General features: G+C 68.5%; 19 protein-coding genes. 2 read left to right on the top strand and 17 right to left on the bottom strand.

The features are described from left to right. Window positions 1–240 precede the first annotated feature (240 nt). Entirely contained in the window at window positions 241–885 is a 645-nt protein-coding gene (locus AMYBE_RS0128925; protein ID WP_020662886.1) for a hypothetical protein, read from the top strand. A gap of 64 nt (window positions 886–949) precedes the next feature. Here the strand turns inward: AMYBE_RS0128925 and nuoN are convergent, their stop codons facing one another. From nuoN to AMYBE_RS0129010, 17 genes are all read right to left on the bottom strand, one after another. After that, on the bottom strand, window positions 950–2,515 hold the full coding sequence (gene nuoN, locus AMYBE_RS0128930) for an NADH-quinone oxidoreductase subunit NuoN (RefSeq protein ID WP_425386959.1): 1,566 nt from the start codon (window positions 2,513–2,515) through the stop codon (window positions 950–952). 12 nt (window positions 2,516–2,527) lie between these two features. Further along, complete coding sequence (locus AMYBE_RS0128935) at window positions 2,528–4,108, bottom strand: complex I subunit 4 family protein (RefSeq protein WP_020662888.1); 1,581 nt, start codon at window positions 4,106–4,108, stop codon at window positions 2,528–2,530. A 1-nt stretch (window position 4,109) separates the two neighbouring features. Further along, window positions 4,110–6,017 (bottom strand): NADH-quinone oxidoreductase subunit L, encoded by a 1,908-nt coding sequence (gene nuoL, locus AMYBE_RS0128940; RefSeq protein WP_020662889.1) that lies wholly within the window; start codon window positions 6,015–6,017, stop codon window positions 4,110–4,112. Between the two features lie 13 nt (window positions 6,018–6,030). After that, window positions 6,031–6,330 (bottom strand): NADH-quinone oxidoreductase subunit NuoK, encoded by a 300-nt coding sequence (nuoK, locus tag AMYBE_RS0128945; protein ID WP_020662890.1) that lies wholly within the window; start codon window positions 6,328–6,330, stop codon window positions 6,031–6,033. Continuing rightward, window positions 6,327–7,205 (bottom strand): NADH-quinone oxidoreductase subunit J, encoded by an 879-nt coding sequence (locus AMYBE_RS0128950; RefSeq protein ID WP_020662891.1) that lies wholly within the window; start codon window positions 7,203–7,205, stop codon window positions 6,327–6,329. The genes nuoK and AMYBE_RS0128950 overlap by 4 nt, the downstream gene beginning before the upstream one ends. Then, window positions 7,202–7,738 (bottom strand): NADH-quinone oxidoreductase subunit NuoI, encoded by a 537-nt coding sequence (gene nuoI / locus AMYBE_RS0128955; RefSeq protein ID WP_020662892.1) that lies wholly within the window; start codon window positions 7,736–7,738, stop codon window positions 7,202–7,204. The genes AMYBE_RS0128950 and nuoI overlap by 4 nt, the downstream gene beginning before the upstream one ends. Beyond that, window positions 7,725–9,071: an NADH-quinone oxidoreductase subunit NuoH gene (gene nuoH / locus AMYBE_RS0128960; protein WP_020662893.1), complete on the bottom strand. Its 1,347-nt coding sequence runs from the start codon at window positions 9,069–9,071 to the stop codon at window positions 7,725–7,727. The genes nuoI and nuoH overlap by 14 nt, the downstream gene beginning before the upstream one ends. Continuing rightward, window positions 9,068–11,572 carry an NADH-quinone oxidoreductase subunit G gene (locus tag AMYBE_RS0128965; RefSeq protein ID WP_020662894.1) on the bottom strand — a complete coding sequence of 835 codons (2,505 nt, stop codon included), beginning with the start codon at window positions 11,570–11,572 and terminating at the stop codon, window positions 9,068–9,070. Before AMYBE_RS0128965 ends, nuoH begins: the two co-directional genes overlap by 4 nt. After that, window positions 11,569–12,849, bottom strand: a complete 1,281-nt coding sequence (gene nuoF, locus AMYBE_RS0128970) for an NADH-quinone oxidoreductase subunit NuoF (protein WP_020662895.1) — start codon at window positions 12,847–12,849, stop codon at window positions 11,569–11,571. The genes AMYBE_RS0128965 and nuoF overlap by 4 nt, the downstream gene beginning before the upstream one ends. After that, the gene (nuoE, locus tag AMYBE_RS0128975) at window positions 12,849–13,727 is read right to left on the bottom strand and encodes an NADH-quinone oxidoreductase subunit NuoE (protein WP_020662896.1); all 879 of its coding nucleotides are present in this window, start codon (window positions 13,725–13,727) and stop codon (window positions 12,849–12,851) included. The genes nuoF and nuoE overlap by 1 nt, the downstream gene beginning before the upstream one ends. Next, window positions 13,724–15,058, bottom strand: coding sequence for an NADH-quinone oxidoreductase subunit D (locus tag AMYBE_RS0128980; protein ID WP_020662897.1), 1,335 nt, complete (start codon window positions 15,056–15,058; stop codon window positions 13,724–13,726). The genes nuoE and AMYBE_RS0128980 overlap by 4 nt, the downstream gene beginning before the upstream one ends. Further along, entirely contained in the window at window positions 15,055–15,825 is a 771-nt protein-coding gene (locus AMYBE_RS0128985) for an NADH-quinone oxidoreductase subunit C (protein WP_027928127.1), read from the bottom strand. Before AMYBE_RS0128985 ends, AMYBE_RS0128980 begins: the two co-directional genes overlap by 4 nt. 5 nt (window positions 15,826–15,830) lie before the next feature. Next, window positions 15,831–16,379: a NuoB/complex I 20 kDa subunit family protein gene (locus tag AMYBE_RS0128990; RefSeq protein ID WP_020662899.1), complete on the bottom strand. Its 549-nt coding sequence runs from the start codon at window positions 16,377–16,379 to the stop codon at window positions 15,831–15,833. Between the two features lie 4 nt (window positions 16,380–16,383). Beyond that, window positions 16,384–16,794, bottom strand: a complete 411-nt coding sequence (locus tag AMYBE_RS0128995; protein ID WP_034289350.1) for an NADH-quinone oxidoreductase subunit A — start codon at window positions 16,792–16,794, stop codon at window positions 16,384–16,386. 635 nt (window positions 16,795–17,429) lie between these two features. Then, complete coding sequence (locus tag AMYBE_RS0129000) at window positions 17,430–18,722, bottom strand: geranylgeranyl reductase family protein (protein WP_020662901.1); 1,293 nt, start codon at window positions 18,720–18,722, stop codon at window positions 17,430–17,432. Window positions 18,723–18,732: 10 nt separating this feature from the next. Further along, a complete protein-coding gene (locus AMYBE_RS0129005) occupies window positions 18,733–19,422 on the bottom strand; it encodes a demethylmenaquinone methyltransferase (RefSeq protein ID WP_020662902.1) in 690 nt (229 codons plus the stop codon). A 10-nt stretch (window positions 19,423–19,432) separates the two neighbouring features. Next, window positions 19,433–20,092, bottom strand: a complete 660-nt coding sequence (locus AMYBE_RS0129010; RefSeq protein ID WP_020662903.1) for a DUF4386 family protein — start codon at window positions 20,090–20,092, stop codon at window positions 19,433–19,435. Between the two features lie 81 nt (window positions 20,093–20,173). Between AMYBE_RS0129010 and AMYBE_RS0129015 the strand changes: the two genes are divergently transcribed. Next, window positions 20,174–20,632, top strand: coding sequence for a MarR family winged helix-turn-helix transcriptional regulator (locus tag AMYBE_RS0129015; protein ID WP_020662904.1), 459 nt, complete (start codon window positions 20,174–20,176; stop codon window positions 20,630–20,632). The last annotated feature ends 19 nt before the right edge of the window (window positions 20,633–20,651 follow it).

Here is a 20,651-nt window from a genome sequence, read left to right on the forward strand (position 1 = left end):
CTCCGCTCTCTCGTGGCGCTCGTTCGCCAGTCGGGATTACCCCCTTCAGGGTAGTGGTTCCCCGACAACCTTCGTTTACCCGCTGTCCTGCGGAAACGGTGACGAACGCGACACTGCCCCGGCCGGCCACGAACGGGTTGATCAACGCCCTCGGACGAGTGATCACGCGCGCGCGACCGCAACGGACGATTCGGGCCTGCGGATAGTCGAGGGGAGAAACCACAAGGAGGAGATCCCGACATGATCGTCAAGCGCATCGCCGTGGCCGGGTTGGCAGTGGGCGGACTGCTCGCCGGAACCGGGGTCGCGGCGGCGGACACCCCCGCCGGAGTCGCCGACATCGGCGGAGCCAGCTTCACGAAGGGCGGTACGGCGGTTTCGGTGCCGTCCCTCGCGTCGTGCTCAGTGGACGGCCCGACGAGCGGGTCGTCCGGCCTGGTGTCGAAGCCCGGGATCACCTTCGGCGGCGGCACGTCGACCTGCACAACGAAGGTGACGGATCCGGCCAACGACCTCACCACCACCACCTCGACGGCGACCGGAAAGAACTTCGAGCTTTCGGCGCTGGTAAGCGCGGGAGGGAAGCGCATCCGCATCCTGCAGTACACGGTCACCTGCGACGCGACGAACCGGCAGACCAATTCCACCTGGTCGCTGAGCGGCCTGTCCGGAATTCCCAATCTGCCGCCGCAGATCCCGCCGAACTACTCGATGCCGCTGACGAAGTCGGACGGAACCGTGCTGGCGACGGCGGTCTTCAACGGACAGACGCTGCCCGGCGACGGCAGCATGGAGCTGACCGCGCTGAAGATCACCTTCGCGCCCGCGTCCGGAGTCTCCGGCTCGGTGACCCTCGGGCACACCGCCTGCTCCCCGACCCCCTGAAAGCCGTGAAGGGAACATTGAGGGACTCTGAGTCCCTCAATGTTCCCTTCACGGAACGCTAACGCTACGAGGCGAAACCGCCCGCGCCAGCCCAGTTCAACGCGAACGCCGGGAGCACGCCCAGCACCAGCGTCACGATCACGCCCAGCGTGATCGCCGCCGTCGTGAACCCGCCCGGCACGGTCACCGTGGGGCCGTCCGCGGCCGGCTCCGAGAAGTACATCAGCACGACCACCCGCAGGTAGAAGAACGCCGCCACCGCGCTGAACACCAGCGCGACGACCACCAGCGGCGCCATTCCATCCGAAAGCGCCGCCGAGAACACCACGAACTTCCCGACGAAGCCGCTCGTCAGCGGAATCCCCGCCAGTGCCAGCAACAGGAACGTGAACACCCCGGCCAGCAACGGCGAACGCTTGGCCAGTCCGGCCCACGCCGACAGATGCGTTGCCTCGCCGCTGGAATCGCGGACCAGGCTCACCACGCCGAACGCCGCCAGCGTCGTGAAGCCGTACGCCAGCAAGTAGAACAGCGTGCTGGACAGGCCGTTCTCGGTCACCGCGATCGCACCGACGAGCAAGAACCCGGCGTGCGCCACCGACGAGTAAGCGATCATCCGCTTCACGTCCGTCTGGGTCAGGCCGAGGATCGCGCCGAGCGCCATCGAAATGATCGCCACGGCCCACATCACGCCGCGCCATTCCCAGCTGGTCGAGGAGAACCCGACGCTCAGCACCCGCAGGATCGCGCCGAACGCGGCGACCTTCGTGCAGGCGGCCATGAAGGCGGTGACCGGAGTCGGCGCGCCCTGGTAGACATCCGGCGTCCAGGTGTGGAACGGACCGACCGAACCCTTGAACAGCAGACCCACCACCAGCAGGCCGAGGCCCGCGAACAGCAGCGTGTCCGACCGGTCCGAACCGGCCGCGGCGTGCGCGATGTCGGCCAGCTTCACCGAGCCCGCGTAGCCGTACAGCAGCGCGAGCCCGTACAGGAAGAACGCCGACGAGAACGCACCCAGCAGGAAGTACTTGACGGCCGCCTCCTGCGAGATCAGCCGGCGCCGCCGGGCCAGGCCGCACATCAGGTACAGCGGCAGGGAAAGGACTTCCAGCGCGATGAACATCGTCAGCAGGTCATTGGCCGCGCAGAAGGTCATCATCCCGCCGAGCGCGAACAGCGTCAGCGGAAAAATCTCGGTCTGCGAAGCCGTCGCCGCCTGCGCCCGGTCCTGCTTGGTGCCCGGCGGAAGCGCCGCTTGGGCGACGAACGCGCCGCCCGGCTCCACCTTCCGGTCCGCGATCAGGAACACCGCGCCCAGCCCGAGCAGCAGCAGCGTGCCCCACAGGAACAGCGACGGGCGGTCCACCGAAATCGCCCCGGAGAACGTCGTCGTGCCGGCTTTGGTCGAGGACGAGCCGGTCGCGTACAGGATCAGCGAGACCCCGGAAGCGATGATCGCGATGAGGGAGATGGAAACCTGGATCCCCCACCGCGTCGCCTTCGGCGCAAACGCTTCCACCAGCACGCCGATGCACGCGACGCCGAAGACGATCAACATCGGCAGCACGGCCGCGTAATCGACCGAAGGCACCTCGATCGGCGCGGCCGGCGCCTGCGCCAGGAACATGTCGAGCACGGTTTACTTGCCTCCCTGCACGGCAGACAGCGTCGCCTGCACCGACGGGGTGATCGTGTCGAGCATCGGCTTGGGGTAGAAGCCCAACCCGATGACCAGCACGACCAGCGGGGCGAGAATCGCGATCTCCCGCTTGCTCAAATCCTTGATGGCCGTCTTCACGGCCGGTTCGGTCGCGACCGCGGTGGCGACCCCGCCGCCGACCGCGCCGCCGTCCTCCACCGGGGCAGCCGGTCCGGTCAGCGCGCTGCCGCGCACCGGGCCCTGCATGATCCGCTGGTACAGCCACAGCACGTAGGCCGCGGCGAGGACCATGCCCACCGTCGCCAGGATCGTGTACACCGGCTGGTTCACGAAGGACCCCAGCAGCACCAGCAGTTCGCTGACGAACGAGTTGGTGCCCGGCAGCGACAGTGCGGAAAGCCCGGCCAGCAAAAGCATTCCGGCCAGCAGCGGGGTCAGCTTCGCCATCCCGCCGTAGTCGGAGATCCGGCTCGACCCGCCGCGCATCACGATCAGGCCGATCACCACGATCAGCATCCCGGTCGAGAGGCTGTGGTTCAGCATGTACGACACCGAGCCGACCATCGCCTGCTCGTTGAAGGTGAAGATGCCCAGCGCGATGAACCCGAAGTGGGCGATCGACACGTACGCGATGAAGCGCTTCATGTCCCGCTGCCCGGCGGCGAGGACGGAGCCGTACAGCACGCCGATCACCGACAGGATGAGCACCAGCGGCGCGAGCGTCTTGCTCGCCGCCGGGAACATCGGCAGGCAGTACCGCAGGAAACCGAACGTGCCGACCTTGTCCAGCACGCCGACCAGCAGCACCGCGACGCCGATCGGGGCCTGGCCGGCGGCATCCGGCAGCCAGGTGTGGAACGGGACCAGCGGCGCCTTGATCGCGAACGCGAGGAAGAAGCCGAGGAACAGCCAGACCTGGGTGCCGGTCGGCGCGTCACGCACCACGGTCACCAGCGTGGCCCAGTCGAACGTGCCCTTGCCGAGCTTGTCCGAGGCCAGCGAGTACGCCCCGATCGCCGAGGCCAGCATGATCAGGCCGCCGAGGAACGAGTACAGGAAGAACTTCACCGCCGCGTACTGCCGGTTCGCGCCGCCGTAGCCGCCGATCAGGAAATACATCGGGATCAGCATGATCTCGAACAGCACGTAGAAGAGGAACACGTCGGTCGCCGCGAAGACGCCGATCGTGAGCGCTTCCTGCAGCAGGATCAGCGACAGGAACCCGCCGGCGCTGCGGCCCGCGGGCAGCTTGTCGGTGAGCCCGAGACCGCCGACGACGATCGGCACCAGGAGCGCGATGACCGCGATCATGATGAGCGAGATGCCGTCGGTGCCGAACGAGATGTGGATGCCGAAGTTCGGGATCCAGTCCATCGAGGTGGCCTGCTGGATGCGCGCTCCCGAGGGCGAGTAGCTCGCCCAGACCGGGATGATCAGCAGGAACTCCACAATGGACACGGCGAGCGCGGTGGCGACCGCGGCCCGGTCGTTCCCCTTGAGGAACGCCAGCACCAGCGAGCCGGCCAGCGGCAGCAGGATGAGTGCCAGAAGCCAAGTCATGTCAGGAGAACCTCACCAGCAGAAGGGCCGCCAGAAGCAGGAACGTGCCGCCGAGCATGGACAGGGCGTAGGACCGCACGAACCCGGTCTGCGTCTTGCGCAGCCGTCCGGAGCCGCCGCCGAGTGCCGCGGCGAGGCCGTTCACCGCGCCGTCGACGCCGCGGTTGTCCACGTACACCAGCGCCCGCGCCAGCCAGGTGCCCGGACGGGCGACCAGCGTTTCGTTGAGCGCGTTGCCGTACAGGTCCTTGCGCGCCGCGCGGACCGGCCAAGACACCCGTTCCGGCTTCTCCAGCGGGACGTCGCGCGACGGCCGGAACAGCCAGACCGCGAGCAGCACGCCGAGTGCGGCCAGCACCAGCGTGAGCGCCGGGACCGTCCAGGACGGGATCGGGGTGTGCCCGGCTTCCTCGAAGTTGCCGACCACCGGGGAAAGCCAGTCCACGAACCGGTTGCCGATCGCGAAGAAGGCACCGGCGCCGACCGAGCCGACCGCCAGGATCGCCATCGGGATCCACAGGACCGGCTTGGACTCGTGCGGGTGGAAGTCGCGGCCGTCGCTGCTCTTGATGTCCTTCCAGCGTTCCTTGCCGAAGAAGGTCATCATCATCAGCCGCGTCATGTAGAACGCGGTGAGCCCGGCGCCGACCACGGTGGCGAGGCCGAATGCCCAGCCGCGCCAGCCCTCCTGGCCGAACGCGGCCTCGATGATCGCGTCCTTGGTGTAGTACCCGGTGAGGAACGGGAAGCCGATGATCGCCAGGTAGCCGAGGCCGAAGGTGACGAAGGTGATCGGCATCTTCCTGGCCAGGCCGCCGAACTTGCGCATGTCGACCTCGTCGTTCATGCCGTGCATGACCGAACCGGCCCCGAGGAACAGCCCGGCCTTGAAGAAGCCGTGCGCCACCAGGTGCATGATGCCCAGCGCGTAAATGCCCGGCCCGAGGCCGACCGCCAGCATCATGTAGCCGATCTGGCTGACCGTCGAGTACGCGAGCACCTTCTTGATGTCGTCGTAGGCACAGCCGACGATCGACCCGAGCAGCAGCGTGACCGCGCCGACCAGGGTGACCACCAGCCGGCCGTCCGGCGTCGCGGTGAAGATGACGTTCGAGCGGGCCACCAGGTAGACGCCCGCGGTGACCATCGTCGCCGCGTGGATGAGCGCCGACACCGGGGTCGGGCCTTCCATCGCGTCCGGCAGCCAGGCCTGCAGCGGGAACTGGCCGGACTTACCGCATGCGCCCAGCAGCAGCAGGATGGCGATCGCGGTGACCGCGCCGGACGGGATCTTGCCCTGCGCGACGCCCTCGAAGACCTGCGCGTAGCCGGTCGATCCGACGTACTTGAACATCAGGAAGATCGCCAGCGCCAGCCCGACGTCGCCGACGCGGTTCATCAGGAACGCCTTCTTCGCCGCGGTCGCCGCGGACGGGCGGCCCTGATACCAGCCGATCAGCAGGTACGAGGCGAGACCCACGCCCTCCCAGCCGAGGTACAGCGTCACGAAGCTGTTGCCCAGCACCAGGACCAGCATCGACGCGACGAAGAGGTTCAGGTACGCGAAGAACCGGTACCGGCCGTCGTCGTCGGCCATGTAGCCGATCGAGTAGAAGTGGATCAGCATGCCGACGCCGGTGATCAGCAGGACGAAGGTCAGCGACAGCGCGTCGATGCGCAGTCCGAAGTCCACCTGCAACTGGCCGACCGGGATCCAGGAATAGACCTTGGTGTCGGTGACCGAGTGGCTGTCGGTGGAGAAGAACAGGATCACGGCGTACACGAAGGCGAGCGTGACGGTGGCACAGCCGAGCAGGTGCCCCCACGCCTTCGCGCGTTTGCCGGATAGCAGCAGAACCAGGGCGCCGAGGGCGGGAAGGGCCACCAGCAGCCACGATGATGCGGTCACTCGGTCGTCTCCCTCAGTACTTCAGCAGGTTCGTGTCGTCGACCGAGGCCGAGCGGCGGGTCCGGAAGATCGCCATGATGATCGCCAGTCCCACCACGACTTCGGCGGCCGCGACCACCATCACGAAGAACGCCATCACCTGGCCGTGCAGCCCGCCGTTGACGCGGGCGAAGGTGACCAGGGTCAGGTTCACCGCGTTCAGCATCAGCTCGATGCACATGAACACGACGATCGCGTTGCGGCGGACCAGCACGCCCACCGCGCCGATGCTGAACAGCAGCGCGGACAGCAGCAGGTAGTAGCTCGGGGTCACTTTCCGTCCCCTTCTTCCTCGTCCGGCGCGGACTTCTCGGACCCGCCGACCAGTGCGTGCGCGTCGGGCTTGGGGCCTTCGTCCGTGATGAGCTTGCGCTCGCGCATGAGCCGGATCGCCGAGGTGGACTCGATGATCTCGGACAGCGACTCCGGTGCGACCGAACCGTCCGGCAGCAGCGCGGGCGTGGAGACCGAGCTGGCGGTGGCGAACACGCCCGGGCCGGGCAGCGGCGAGGGCCGGTCGTGCTGGCCGCGGAACCGCATCCGGACCAGTTCGCGCTGGGAAACCTTGCCGCCCTTGGCGGTGCGGCCGGTGAAGGCCAGCACCATCGCGCCGAGCGCGGCGGTGATCAGCAGCGCCGAGGTGAGCTCGAACGGGAACAGGTACTGGGTGAAGATCAGCCGGCCGAGGCCGACCGGGCCGCCGCCGGTCGGCTGGTACGGGTCGAGCGACGGAGCCGGGGTCACGTTCTCCATCGCGCGGAAAACGCCCGCGGCGATCAGCGCCGCGAGCCCGATGCCGAGCACCGACGCGGCGAGCCGTTGCCCGCGCAGGACTTCCACCACCGAGTCCGAGCTGTCCCGGCCGACCAGCATCAGCACGAACAGGAACAGCATCATGATCGCGCCGGTGTAGACGATGATCTGGGTGAACCCGAGGAACGGCGCGGACTGCGTCATGTAGAGCGCGCCCAGCGTCAGCATCGTGAGCACCAGCCACAGCGCCGAGTGCACGGCGTTGCGGGAGAAGATCATCCCCAGTGCGCCCAGCAGCGAAAGCGGGCCGAGGATCCAGAACGCGATGGCCTCGCCGGTGGTCACCGACGCGTTGACGCCGGACGCCGGGGCCTGCGCGAGGAGGGCGGCGATCATTTCTTCGCCTCCTGCGTCTTGGCCAGCTCGGGGCCGTTCACGTAGTAGTCCTGCTCGTCGTCGCCCAGGCGCATCGGGTGCGGCGGCTGCTCCATGCCGGGCAGCAGCGGGGCGAGCAGGTCTTCCTTGGTGTAGATGAGCCGCTGCCGGTCGTCGTCGGCCATCTCGTAGAAGTTCGTCATGGTGAGCGACCGGGTCGGGCACGCCTCGATGCACAGGCCGCAGCCGATGCAGCGCAGGTAGTTGATCTGGTAGTCCGCGCCGTAGCGTTCGCCTGGCGAGTACCGCTCTTCGTCGGTGTTGTTGCCGCCCTCGACGAAGATCGCGTCCGCCGGGCAGGCCCACGCGCACAGCTCGCAGCCGACGCACTTCTCCAGCCCGTCCGGATGCCGGTTGAGCTGGTGGCGGCCGTGGTAACGGGGCGCGGCGGGAGCGCCCGCCTCGGGGTACTCCTCGGTCGCGACCTTCTTGAACATCATCCCGAAGGTGACGCCGAACCCCTTGATGGGATTGAGGAAGTCAGTTGCCGCCATCTTCTGTCCCTTCCTGTGCGGCCGCGGCGGTGACGCTGGCCGGCTTGCGCCGCGCGGCCTTCGCTTCCGCCTTGGCCAGCGCCTTCTGCCGCGGGGTGGCGTCCGGGACCTGCAGGTCCAGCGGCGGCAGCGGGTAGCCGCTGCCGACCAGGTCCACGTACTCCGATTCGGGCACCTTCTTGTCCGGCAGCGCCAGGCTCAGCAGCACCAGCACGACGAGGACCACTCCGACGCCGACGAGGATCTGCGGCCAGCTCCACTGGATGGTCTTGATCGCGACCACGACCACGATCCACACCAGGTTGACCGGCACCAGGACCTTCCAGCCCAGCCGCATGAACTGGTCGTAGCGCAGCCGCGGCAGGGTGCCGCGCAGCCAGATGAAGCCGAACAGCAGCAGGAACGTCTTGGCGAAGAACCAGAGGATCGGCCACCAGTTCTGGTTCAGCGGCGAATCGTCGCCGACGAACGGGAACCGCCAGCCGCCGAGGAACAGCGTGGTGCAGAACGCCGAGACGATCACCATGTTGACGTACTCGGCGAGGAAGAACATCGCGAACTTCATCGAGTTGTACTCGGTGTGGAAACCGCCGACCAGCTCGGATTCCGCCTCCGGCAGGTCGAACGGGGCGCGGTTCGTCTCGCCGACCATCGAGATCACGTAGATCACGAAGCTCGGGATCAGCATGTAGAAGTACCAGCCGTGCGACTGCGCCTGCACGATCTCCGAGGTCTGCAGCGAACCGGAGTACAGGATCACCGCGACGATCGAGAGGCCCATCGCGATCTCGTAGGAGATCACCTGCGCCGCCGAGCGCATGCCGCCGAAGAGAGGGTAGGGCGAACCGGACGCCCAGCCGGCCAGCACGATGCCGTAAACGCCGACCGACGAGCAGGCCAGGATCACCAGCACGCCGACCGGCAGGTCCATCAGCTGCAGCACCGTCTGGTGCCCGAAGATCGAGACCACCGGGCCGAACGGGATGGCCGACAGCGCGATCAGCGCGGGCACCGCGGACAGCACCGGGGCCAGGAAGTACACCTTGCGGTCGGCGCTGTCCGGGATGATCTGCTCCTTGAACGGGAGCTTGATCGCGTCGGCGAGCGACTGCAGGTAGCCGCCGGGGCCGACCCGGTTCGGGCCGGGCCGGTTCTGCATCCGGCCGATCGCCTTGCGCTCCCAGACGATCAGGAAGATCGTCAGGACCGGCCCGATCAGCAGGACCACGACCGACTTGATCAGGACCAGCCACCACGGGTCGTCGGCGAGCAGCCGAGCACGCTCGGCCGCGTCCGGGTACGCGGCGAGGAACTGCGTGAGCTGCGGGCTCACTGGTCACCTCCGGAGATCTGCACGAGTGCGCCGTGTCCGGCGGCCAGTGCGGCGCGGACGGCCGAGCCGTCGGAGTTGCCGGGCAGCCACACCACGCCGTCCGGCAGGTCGGCCACCTCGACCGGCAGGGTGATCGAGCCGCGTTCGTTCGACACCCGGACCGTGGCCCCGAGTCCCTCGGCGGTCTTCGCCGAAAGCCGGGCGACCGGCGGCCGCTGAGTGCCCTTGAGGTGCGGTTCGTCGTCCTGCAGCGAGCCGTTGTCGATCAGCTGCCGCCAGGTGGCGAGCACCGCCTGTCCCGGCCCCGGCTCAGAGCGCCCCAATGCCACATTGGGTGCGTCAGCTGCACCCAATGTGGCATTGGTTGCGTGAGATGCACCCAATGCCACATTGGGGTGGTTGCCGAGGCGAGCGAAATCGGCGGCCGCGGCGGCGGGGGTTTGGGTGAACAGATCGACGTCCATCTCGACGGCGAGGGTGTCGAGCACCCGGCCGTCGGAAAGGGATCCGGTGCCCGCGAGCGTGATGTCGAACTCGCGGCGGCGGCCCTCCCAGTTGAGGTAGCTGCCCGCCTTCTCGACCGACGGCGCGATCGGCAGGACCACGTCGGCCCGCTCGGTGACTTCGCCGGCCCGCAGTTCCAGGCTGACCACGAAGCCCGCGCTGTCCAGTGCGCGCCGGGCCAGGTCTGGGTCCGGCAGGTCGTTCGGGTCGACCCCGCCGACCACCAGCGCGTCCAGTTCGCCGTTGGCCGCGGCTTCGAGGATGCCGGTGGTGTCCCGGCCCGGCTCGGCCGGCAGCTCGGCGCCCCAAAGCTTTTCGACCTCGGCGCGAGCCGCCGCGTCGGCGACCGCGCGGCCGCCGGGCAGCAGCGTCGGAACGCAGCCGGTCTCCAGCGCGCCCCGGTCGCCTGCCCGGCGCGGAATCCACGCGAGGCGAGCGCCGGTGCGAGCGGTGAGCCGCAGCAGCGCGGAGAACAGGCCAGGGATCTCGGCTGCCCGCTCGCCGACCAGGATCACCGCGCCTTCTCCGCTGAGCGCCGTGTCGACGTCCGCCGCGTGCTGCGCGATGCCGTCCACCGCGGCCGCTTCGCCGCCCGGGACGCAGGCGAGCAACTCGCCGAAGGTCTTGCGCACCGAGGAAGTCGTCCACTGTCCCAAGTGGACAACGCGGGTGCGGTTCTTGCGAGCCGCCTTGCGCAGCCGCAGGAACACGATGGGCGCTTCGTCCTCCGGCTCGAAGGCCACGCACAGCACGGTGCGGGCCTTCTCGATCTCGCCGAACGTCACCCCGGACTCCGGCGTGGTGCCGACGACCGAAGAGCCGAGGAAGTCCAGCTCCTCCGCCGAGTGCGCCCGGGCACGGAAGTCGATGTCGTTGCTGCGCAGGGCAAGACGGGCGAACTTCGAGTACGCATAGGCGTCCTCGACGGTCAGCCGGCCGCCGGTGAGCACCGCGCCGCCCTTGCCCTCACGCGCCTTCAGCAGGCCCGCCGCGGCGACCCGGAGCGCGTCGGTCCAGGACGCTTCTTCCAGTTCGCCGTTCTCGTTGCGGACCAGCGGACGGCGGATCCGATCGCCGGCCTGCACGTACCGGAAGCCGAACCGGCCCTTGTCGCACAGCCATTCCTCGTTGACGTCCGGGTCGTCGCCGGCCAGCTTGCGCTGGACCTTGCCGCGCCGGAAGTCGGTGCGCTCGGCGCAGCCGGTCGAGCAGTGCTCGCACACGCTCGGCGCGGACACCAGGTCGAACGGCCGCGACCGGAACCGGTAGGCCGCGCTGGTGAGCGCGCCGACCGGGCAGATCTGGATCACGTTGCCGGAGAAGTACGACTGGAACGGCTCGCCGGAGGTGGTGCGCGAGGCCAGGTCCAGCACGTCGGCGGTCTCCGCGGTGCCGATCTGCTGGTGTGCGCCGCGTTCCAGCAGCGCGATGAACGGGTCGCCGGCGATCTGGTCGGAGAACCGGGTGCAGCGCTGGCAGAGCACGCAGCGTTCCCGGTCCAGCAGCACCTGCGACGAGATCGGCAGCGGCTTGGCGAAGGTGCGCTTGGTGTCCACGAACCGGGAGTCGGCGCGGCCGTGCGCGAGCGCCTGGTTCTGCAGCGGGCACTCGCCGCCCTTGTCGCAGATCGGGCAGTCCAGCGGGTGGTTGATGAGCAGCAGCTCCATCACGCCCTGCTGCGCCTTGTCCGCGACCGGCGAGGTCAGCTGGGTCTTGACCACCATGCCGTCGGCGACCGTCATCGTGCACGAGGCCTGCGGCTTCGGCATCGGACGGCCGCCCATTTCGACCTCGACCAGGCACTGGCGGCAGGCGCCCGCCGGATCGAGCAGCGGGTGGTCGCAGAACCGCGGGATGCTGGTGCCGAGCCGCTCGGCGGTGCGGATCAGCAGCTCGCCCTTGGGCGCGATGACCTCTTCGCCGTCGATGGTCAGCTTCACGTAGCCCTCAGGGACCGGCGTTTCAGCCGTTTCGGGCTTGTCGGGCGCGATCGTCATGCCTGCGCTCCCACCAACTCGCGCTTGTTGCTCTCACACAAGGCCAGGAACTCGTCCCGGAAGTACTTGATGCCGCTCTGGATCGGCGACACCGCGCCGTCCGCGAGCGCGCAGAACGAGCGGCCGAAGATGTTGTCGCACACGTCCAGGAGGGTGTCGATGTCCTCCTCGGTGCCGTGGCCCTCGACCATCCGCTCCAGGATCTGCGCCAGCCAGTACGTGCCTTCGCGGCACGGCGTGCACTTGCCGCAGGACTCGTGCTCGTAGAACTTCGTCCACTTCATGACCGCCCACGGCACCGAAACGGTCTCGTTGAAGACCTGCACCGCGGTCGTGCCGAGCATCGAACCGGCTTCGGCCGCGCCCTCGAAGTCCAGCGGGACGTCGATGTGCTCGGCGGTGAACATCGGCGTGGACGACCCGCCCGGGGTCCAGAACTTGAGCGGGATGCCGTCCTTCATGCCACCGGCGAGCTCCAGCAGCTCGCGCAGCGTGGTGCCGAGCGGGCATTCGTACTGGCCGGGCTTCTCGACATGGCCGGAGATCGAGTAGATCTTCGGGCCGGGCGACTTTTCCCGGCCCATCTCCCGGAACCAGGACGAACCAGCGTTGACGATGTACGAAGCGGACGCGATGGTCTCGACGTTGTTCACCGTGGTCGGCGCCGCGTACAGACCCGCGGCGGCCGGGAACGGCGGCTTGAGCCGGGGCTGGCCGCGACGGCCTTCCAGCGAGTCCAGCAGCGCCGTTTCCTCACCGCAGATGTACGCGCCGGCCCCGGCGTGCACTGTCAGCTCCAGGTCCCAGCCGGAGCCGAAGATGTTCTTGCCCAGGTAGCCCTTCGCGTATGCCTCGCGCGCGGCCGCGTTGAGCCGGCGGATGCAGTGCAGCGCCTCGCCCCGGACGTAGATGAAGCAGTGATGCGAACGCATCGCGTACGAGGCGATGATGCAGCCCTCGAGCAGCGAGTGCGGGTCCGCCATCATCAGCGGAATGTCTTTGCAGGTACCGGGTTCGCCCTCGTCGGCGTTGATCACCAGGTAGTGCGGCTTGTCCTCGTTCGGCGGCATGAACGACCACTTGACGCCCGCCGGGAAGCCCGCGCCGCCACGGCCGCGCAGACCGGAGTCCTTGACCACCTGCACGAGCTGCTCCGGCGCGGCGGCCAGTGCCTTGCGTGCCGCGGTGTAGCCCTCAAGCGCCTCGTAGGTCTCGATCCGCCAGGATTCCGGGGACAGCCAGCGCTTCGTGAGGACCGGAGTGATCGGATCGGCCATTACTTCTTCTCCCCCTCTTTATTGGGCAGAGTTGGAAGCGGAACGTCGTGCATGCCCGGCGCGGACCAGCCGCGGTCGGTCGCGAGCTGCGCGCCACGCAGGGTCTCGACCGCTTGCGACGGGCCGTCCACGTCAGCGCGGTAGACGGCCTCGTCCTCCGGCCAGAACCCGGCGAGCTGCCGCTCCACACCCTTGAAGTCCGACAGCGGCGCGCCGCGCGTCGGAGCGGGCTTTTTGCCAGCCCGCAACGCGTCGACGAGCGCGACCGCCTTGTCCGGCGTCTGGTTGTCGAAGTACTCGTAGTCCACCTGAATGACCGGGCCGAGGTCGCAGGCAGCGAGACATTCCGCGTGCTCCAGCGTGATCGAGCCCGGCTCACCCGGCGTACCCGCGGTTTCCTCGTGCCCCAGCGGATTTTCCGCCGAACCGAGGTGTGTCTGCAGCTTCTGGTAGATCGCGTCACCGCCCAGCGCCGCGCACAGCGTGTTGGTGCACACGCTCACCAGGTGCTCACCGCACGGGCGGCGCTTGTACATGGTGTAGAACGTCGCGACCGCGCTGACTTCGGCGTCGGTGAGGTCCAAGTGCTTGGCGCAGAAGGTGATGCCTTCCTGGCTCACGTAGCCCTGCACGGACTGGACCAGGTGCAGCATCGGCAGCAGCGCCGACCGCGACACCGGGTAGCGGGCGATGATTTCCTCGGCCTCGCGGTGCGTGACGGCGTCGAAGATGTCCTCGGCCGGCGCGTTGGCGAGGATTTCCTCGGCCACCGCCGGGTCGGGCGCGATCGCGACGACGTCGGTGTCCGCACCGGCCGCCATGTGCGTCGTCACCGCGTCACGCGGTCCCGGCTCCGGGACAGCAGTCGGGTTCGTCATCGGTCAACTCCCCCCAGGACCGGGTCGATCGAAGCGATCACCACGACCAGGTCGGCCACCAGGCCGCCTTCGGCCATCGCCGGCATCGCTTGCATGTTCACGAAACTGGGCTCGCGCAGGTGTACGCGCAGCGGCCGGGTGCCGCCGTCGGACACCAGGTGCGCGGCGATCTCGCCACGCGGCGACTCGATCGCGGTGTAGACCTGGCCGGGCGGGACGTGGAAGCCCTCGGTGACCAGCTTGAAGTGATGGATCAGCGATTCCATCGACTGGCCCATGATCTTCTTGACGTGGCCGAGCGAGTTGCCCATCCCGTCGCTGCCGATGGACAGCTGCGCGGGCCAGGCGATCTTCTTGTCCTCCACCATGACCGGGCCGGGCTCGGCCATCTTCACGACCTGCTTCATGATCCGCAGGCTCTGGTGGATTTCTTCCAGCCGCAGCAGGTACCGGGCCCAGCTGTCCGCGTCGGTCGAGGTCGGCACATCGAACTCGAACTCGTCGTAGCGCGAGTACGGCTCGGTCTTGCGCAGGTCCCAGGGCAGGCCCGCGGCGCGCAGCACCGGGCCGGTGATGCCGAGTTCGAGGCACGCGTCCAGGGGCAGCACGCCGACGTCCTTGAGCCGGTTGCGCCAGATCGGCTGGCCGGTGAACATCTTGTCGTACAGCGGAAGCCGCTTGTCCATGATCTTGCAGAACTCGAGGACCTTCTCTTTCCAGTCCTCGGGCATGTCCTGGGCGAGCCCGCCGGGCCGGATGAACGCGTGGTTCATCCGCAGTCCGGTCAGGTACTCCAGCAGGTGCATGGCCTCTTCGCGCTCGCGGAAGCCGAGCGTCATCGCGGTGGTGGCGCCGAGGTCCATCCCGCCGGTCGCGATGAACACCAGGTGCGAGGTGATCCGGTTGAGCTCCAGCAGCAGCACCCGCAGGATCTCCGCGCGCGGCGGGGCCTGGATGCCGAGCAGCTTCTCGACGCCGAGGCAGTAGCACATTTCGTTGGACAGCGGCGCGAGATAGTCCGCCCGGGTCACGAAGGTGACGCCCTGGGTCCAAGTGCGGAACTCGGTGCTCTTCTCGATGCCGGTGTGCAAGTAGCCGACGACCGCGCGCAGCTGCGTGACGGTCTCGCCTTCCAGTTCCAGTACCAGCCGGAGCACGCCGTGCGTGGACGGGTGCTGCGGGCCCATGTTGATGACCATCCGGTCGTCGTGCTGGGCGTCGCCGAGAACTTCTTCCCAGTCCCCGCCGGAGACGTGGTAGACGGGACCTTCAGTGGTTTCCCGGACTGCGGCGTACTCGGGCGCTTCCGTCGTTTCTTCGTTGATAGTCACGAGTACGACCTCCGCTGGTCCGGCGGCGGGATTTCCGCGCCCTTGTATTCGACCGGGATCCCGCCGAGCGGGTAGTCCTTGCGCTGGGGGTGGCCGTCCCAGTCGTCCGGCATGAAGATGCGGGTGAGGCCGGGGTGGCCGTCGAAGACGATGCCGAACATGTCGTACGCCTCGCGCTCGTGCCAGTCGGCGGTCGCGTAGACCGGGACGAGCGACGGGACGTGCAGGTCGTCCATGTCCATGGCGACTTCGAGCCGGATCCGGCGGCGGTAGGTCATCGACAGGAAGTCGTAGACCGCGTGCATCCGCTGCGGGACGTCCACGCCGTAGTCGACGCCGGTCACCGCCATCAGCATCTCGAATCGCAGGCCGGTGTCGTTGCGCAGCACCTTGGCGATGTCGAGCAGGTGCGCGCGGTCGACGTAAAACGTGATCTCGCCGCGGTCCACCGTGGTCTGCAGGATCGCCGAGACGGGAATCTTGTTGTCCGCCAAGGCGGCCAGGAACTCGTCGGCGAACTCGTCGAACCAGCCGCCGTACGGGCGTTCCGCGGGCGGCGGGCTGTAGGCGGGCAGCCGCAGGCCGCCGTAACCGGAGGTGTCACCGCTGCCGCGGACGCCGAACATGCCCTTGCGCTCGCGACCGGCGACCATCGGCTCGGCGGGCGCGGCGCCCTGGGGTTCGAGACCGGATTCCGGCCGCTCCGCGCTGGAGTACGGGCCGCCGGTTTCTGGGTTTTCCGGGGTTTCTTCGGGGTTTTCGGGCACCGTGCTCACTTCTTCGCGTACTTGATCGAGGACGGGATCAATTCGGTGCGCTTCCCGCTGGCGGCGCGGATGGCGGCGCGGCGAGCGTTGATCGGCTCGTCCTGGATCTTGGCGTGCAGCTTGAGGATCGCGTCGAGCAGCATTTCCGGCCGCGGCGGGCAGCCGGGCAGGTACATGTCGACCGGCACGATGTGGTCGACGCCCTGGACCACGGCGTAGTTGTTGAACATGCCGCCGGACGAGGCGCAGACGCCCATCGCCAGCACCCACTTGGGCTCGGCCATCTGGTCGTAGATCTGGCGCAGCACCGGGGCCATCTTCTGGGTGACCCGGCCGGCCACGATCATCAGGTCGGCTTGGCGCGGCGTCGCGGAGAACCGCTCCATGCCGAACCGGGCGATGTCGTAGCGGGAACCGCCGACCGACATCATTTCGAACGCGCAGCAGGCGAGGCCGAAGGTGGCCGGCCACAGCGAGTTCTTGCGTGCCCAGTTGACCAGTCCCTCGAGGCTGGCCAGCAGGATGCCGTTGGGGAGTTTCTCTTCCAGGCCCATGGGTTCAGTTCCAATCCAGGCCGCCGCGCCGCCAGACATAGGCGTACGCGAACCCGACCGTCACGATGAACAACACGATCTCCACCAGCCCGAATACCCCGAGAGCGTTGGCGTTTACCGCGAACGGGTAGAGGAACACCATCTCGATGTCGAACAGGATGAAGAGCATTGCCGTGATGTAGTAGGCGACCGGCATCCGGCCGCCGCCCACCAGCGGCTGCGGCGACGGTTCGATGCCGCATTCGTAAGCCTCGTACTTCGCGCGGTTGTACCGCTTCGGCCCGACCAGCGGGCCGAGCAGCACGGAGGCCACGGCGAACGCGGCCGCGAGCACGAAGAGCAGGACGAGCGGCAGATACACGTTCAGTCCGGGCGCTGCCGGTCCGGGATCGGCCTGCGCCAGCACGGGCACCATCAGCACGGGGTCTTCGCCATCCTTTCCGCGCCGCTGCGGGTTGTCTCGGGTAGTGGTCCGAGTCCTCGGTGCGGACCCTAAGGGAGCTGGGTCACACCGCCGAGGGTCAGGGCGCCCTTACGGCCCGTGGCCGAACCACACCCTGCTTGTGAAATAGTTCACAAGCGACTCGTCGCAGCTGTGAAGCGATTCACAAAGCATGGGGGGAGTGTAGGACGTGAGTCACACCCTTGTCCCTAGGGGTTGCCGTCTAAGGCTGCCCTAACTCGAAGGTCGCCTCTCCCGGACGACCCGCGGGCGCAATCGCGAGACCAGCGGTAAAGGCCCCTTGAAGAACCGCGCCGCTCCGGTGCCCCGGCGCGATCTTGTGACGTATCACACTGACCGGCCGGGCAACCACTGCTCCAGCCGGGTAAACGATCAACCCCCCAGGCCGCTCCCGGCCGGCCCGAACCCGCCGCGCAACCCACGCCGCCCCGCGGCAACGCGACCCCACGCCCGAACGTCCGTGAAGGGACCCTCGAGGGAATCTAAGTCCCTCAAGGTGCCCTTCACGGACACTCTCCGCGCACCCACGCAGCTTCCGGGCCCACCCAGCCTCGGGCCACCCCGCCCAACCCCCGGGCAGAGACGAATCAGCGAGGGCTGGGGGTAACCCGCGCCAACGCGGCGATCAGCCGATCCACCCCGTCCCCGCCGCGGGCGTCGTAACACCCGGAAAGCCCCTTGTACACCAACGGAAGGATCTTGTTCACCCGCAACCCGTACTTGGTCGCCGCGTGCATGATCTTCGGCTTCCCGATCAGCTTCGCGAACACGTTCCCCAGCCGGTAGTACCCGCCCATCAGATCGGCGACCGCTCGCGGGTAGCCCTCCAGCGCGCGCTCCCGCGACGGCCCTTCGGGCCGGGCCAGCGCCTGCACGACCGCCTCCGCGGCGAGCTGCGCCGACTCCATCGCCGCCGAAATGCCCTCGCCGTTGAACGGGCTGACCATGCCGCCGGCGTCGCCGAGCAGCAGCAGCCCGTCGCGGTAGTGCGGGGTGCGGTTGAACCCCATCGGCAGCCCGGCGCCGCCGACCTTGCCGATCGCGTTTTCCTCGCGGTAGCCCCATTCCTCCGGGGTGCCGTCGAGCCACTGGCGCAGCAGCGCGCGGTAGTCGGTGTTGCGGAAGGACGCCGAGGTGGACAGCATTCCGAGGCCGACGTTCACCGTCCCGTCGCCGAGCGGGAAGGCCCAGCCGTAGCCGGGCAGCAGCTTCGGGTCGCGCGGGTCGGAGCGGTCCCAGAGTTCGAGGTGGCCCTCGATGAACGGGTCGTCGTGCTTCGGGCTTTTGTAGTAGCGCCGCACCGCGACGCCCATCGGGCGCTTCTCGTTCTTGTCGATGCCGACGCTCAGCGCGAGCCGCGCGGACACACCGTCGCAGGCCAGCACCAGCGGGGCCCGATAGCTGACTGGCGTCTTGTCCGGCCCGACCTTCGCCTCGACGCCGACCACGCGGCCTGAGGCGTTGGTGATCGCGCTCGTCACCGTGGTGCGCTCGTACAGCCGCGCGCCCGCCTTGACGGCGGTCTTCGCGAGCAGGTCGTCGAAGTCCTGCCGGGTGCGGGAGACGCCGTAAGGCGGGTAGTCGGTGAGGTCCGGCCAGTCGAACTCGAGTGTGAGGTCGCCGGTGAGGATCCGCAGGCCGCGGCTGCGCACCCAGCCGGCGTCGGCGCTGGTGTCGATGCCGAGGTCGATCAGCTGTTTCACGCCGCGCGGCGTGAGCCCGTCGCCGCACACCTTCTCGCGAGGGAAGGCGGTCTTCTCCAGCAGCAGGACGTCCACGCCCGCCCGGGCGAGGTAGGTGGCCACGGTGGAACCGGCCGGTCCCGCCCCGACCACGATCACTTCGGCGTCGTGGTCCGGGTTGCGGCGCGAGATCGTCATGCCGCCGATTTTAGGCAGGCTTGCGGCCGCGGTGGATCGCGACGACGCCGAATGTGAGGTTCAGCCATTCGACCTCGGTCCAGCCGGCGCTCGCGATGATCTCGCCGAGGCCGCGCTGATCGGGCCAGGCGAGCATGGATTCGGCCAGGTAGGAGTAGGCCTCCGGGTTGGTGGAGGACCGGCTGCCGACCCAGGTGAGCAGCTTGAGGATGAAGCGCCGGTAGACGAACCGGATCGGCGGGAACGTGGGCGTCGACACCTCGCAGACGACCAGCCGGCCGCCCGGTTTGACCACCCGGAGGATTTCGGCGAGCGCGCCCTTGGTGTCCACGAAGTTCCGCAGCGCGAGCGAGATGGTGACCGCGTCGAAGCTCTCGTCGGCGAACGGCAGGTTCAGCGCGTCCGCGGCGACCATCGGCACCTTCCGGTGCAGGCCGGCTTTGAGCATCCCGACCGAGAAGTCGGCGGCCAGGCACCAGGCCCCGCCGCGCGCGTACTCGACGGTGGACACGCCGGTGCCGGCCGCCAGGTCGAGCACCTTCTCGCCGGGTTTGGCGTCCAGCACGCGCGCTGTGGTGGTGCGCCAGCGCCGGTCGAACCCGAACGTCATGAACGAGTTCGCCCGGTCGTAACCGGACGCGACGCCGTCGAACATCGCGGCGACATCGCGGGGATCCTTGTCCAGACTGGCGCGGGGCATGGGACCGAGATTAGTCCGTCCGCGCCGCGCGGCGATCGCGCGGGAGCAGGACGCTCGCCACTATCAGCCAGACGAGCCCGCCGAACCGGCCGACCGGGATCAGCGGGTAAAGCGCCGGGGACAGCAGCGAGAAGCTGGCCAGGACCGCCGCCGCCGCGATCGCCAATCCGGCGATGCAGAGCCAGCGAGGCAGGAGTTTCCGGAAGAGGGCGGGTACCGCGAGCCCGGCGATCAGCAACGCCAACGGCACGACGAAGCCGGGCCCGCCGGAGGCGAAGGCGAGGCTGGTCAACGCGCGCGCGAGCCCCGGCGTGTCGGAGCTCTGGACGGACACCCAGGTGACCAGCCCGCTCGTCGCCAGCGCCGCGGCGGACAGGACGCCGCCAGCCAGCCCGATCATCGCGCCTGGCGCGTGCACACCGAGCCGCCGCTGCCTGCGGTAGACGGTCGCCGCCCAGACGACCAGCGGAACTGACGCCCCGAAGACGGCGAAGGACAGCAGCCGCACGACCCCCTGATGCGCCGCGAGGTAGGCGGCGGTATCGGTCGCGCTGGTATCCGGTCTGGTGCCGGTCGCGCCGAGTGCGGCGGACGCGATGGTCAGGACCGCGAACGCCAGCGCCGGGGCCAGCAGCGGCGGGCCGGCCTGAGCACGGTTTAGCGTTGTCATGGCGAACTCCCTGGTCAAATAGTTTCACTGATGGAACGATTACACTGGCGTAATCAATTGTCAAGGGATACGGTTTCGACCATGAACGGATCCCCGCCGATCGGCAGCGCGTTCCTGCTGGCCCAGTTGGGCGCCCACGCGACCCGGCGGTTCGCCGAACGGGTCGAGGAACTCGGCTTGTCTCCGGCGCAAACCGGCTTGCTGCGGGTGATCGCCCGCCGGCCAGGGGAAAGCCAGCAGGCACTGGCAGCGGAGCTGGGCACGCCGGCGACGCGCCTGGTCGCGCTGGTAGACGGACTTGAGCGACGTGGCCTGATCGAACGGCGCCGGAACCCGCAGGACCGCCGGTTGTACGCGGTCTTCCTCAGCGACCAGGGCGAGGAGATGATGCGCACGCTGGCGAAAATCGGCGCAGCACATGAGGACGAGCTGATGGCAGCCCTGTCCGCGGAGGAACGGACGGTCCTGCGCGGGTTGCTGGCCAGGATCGCCGCCGAGCACGGGCTCGCGCCGGGAATTCATCCCGGTTACCGCGGCTGATTCACTCCGGCCGAGGCAC

Origin of the sequence: Amycolatopsis benzoatilytica AK 16/65 (genome assembly GCF_000383915.1) — a bacterium.
GTDB lineage: Bacteria > Actinomycetota > Actinomycetes > Mycobacteriales > Pseudonocardiaceae > Amycolatopsis > Amycolatopsis benzoatilytica.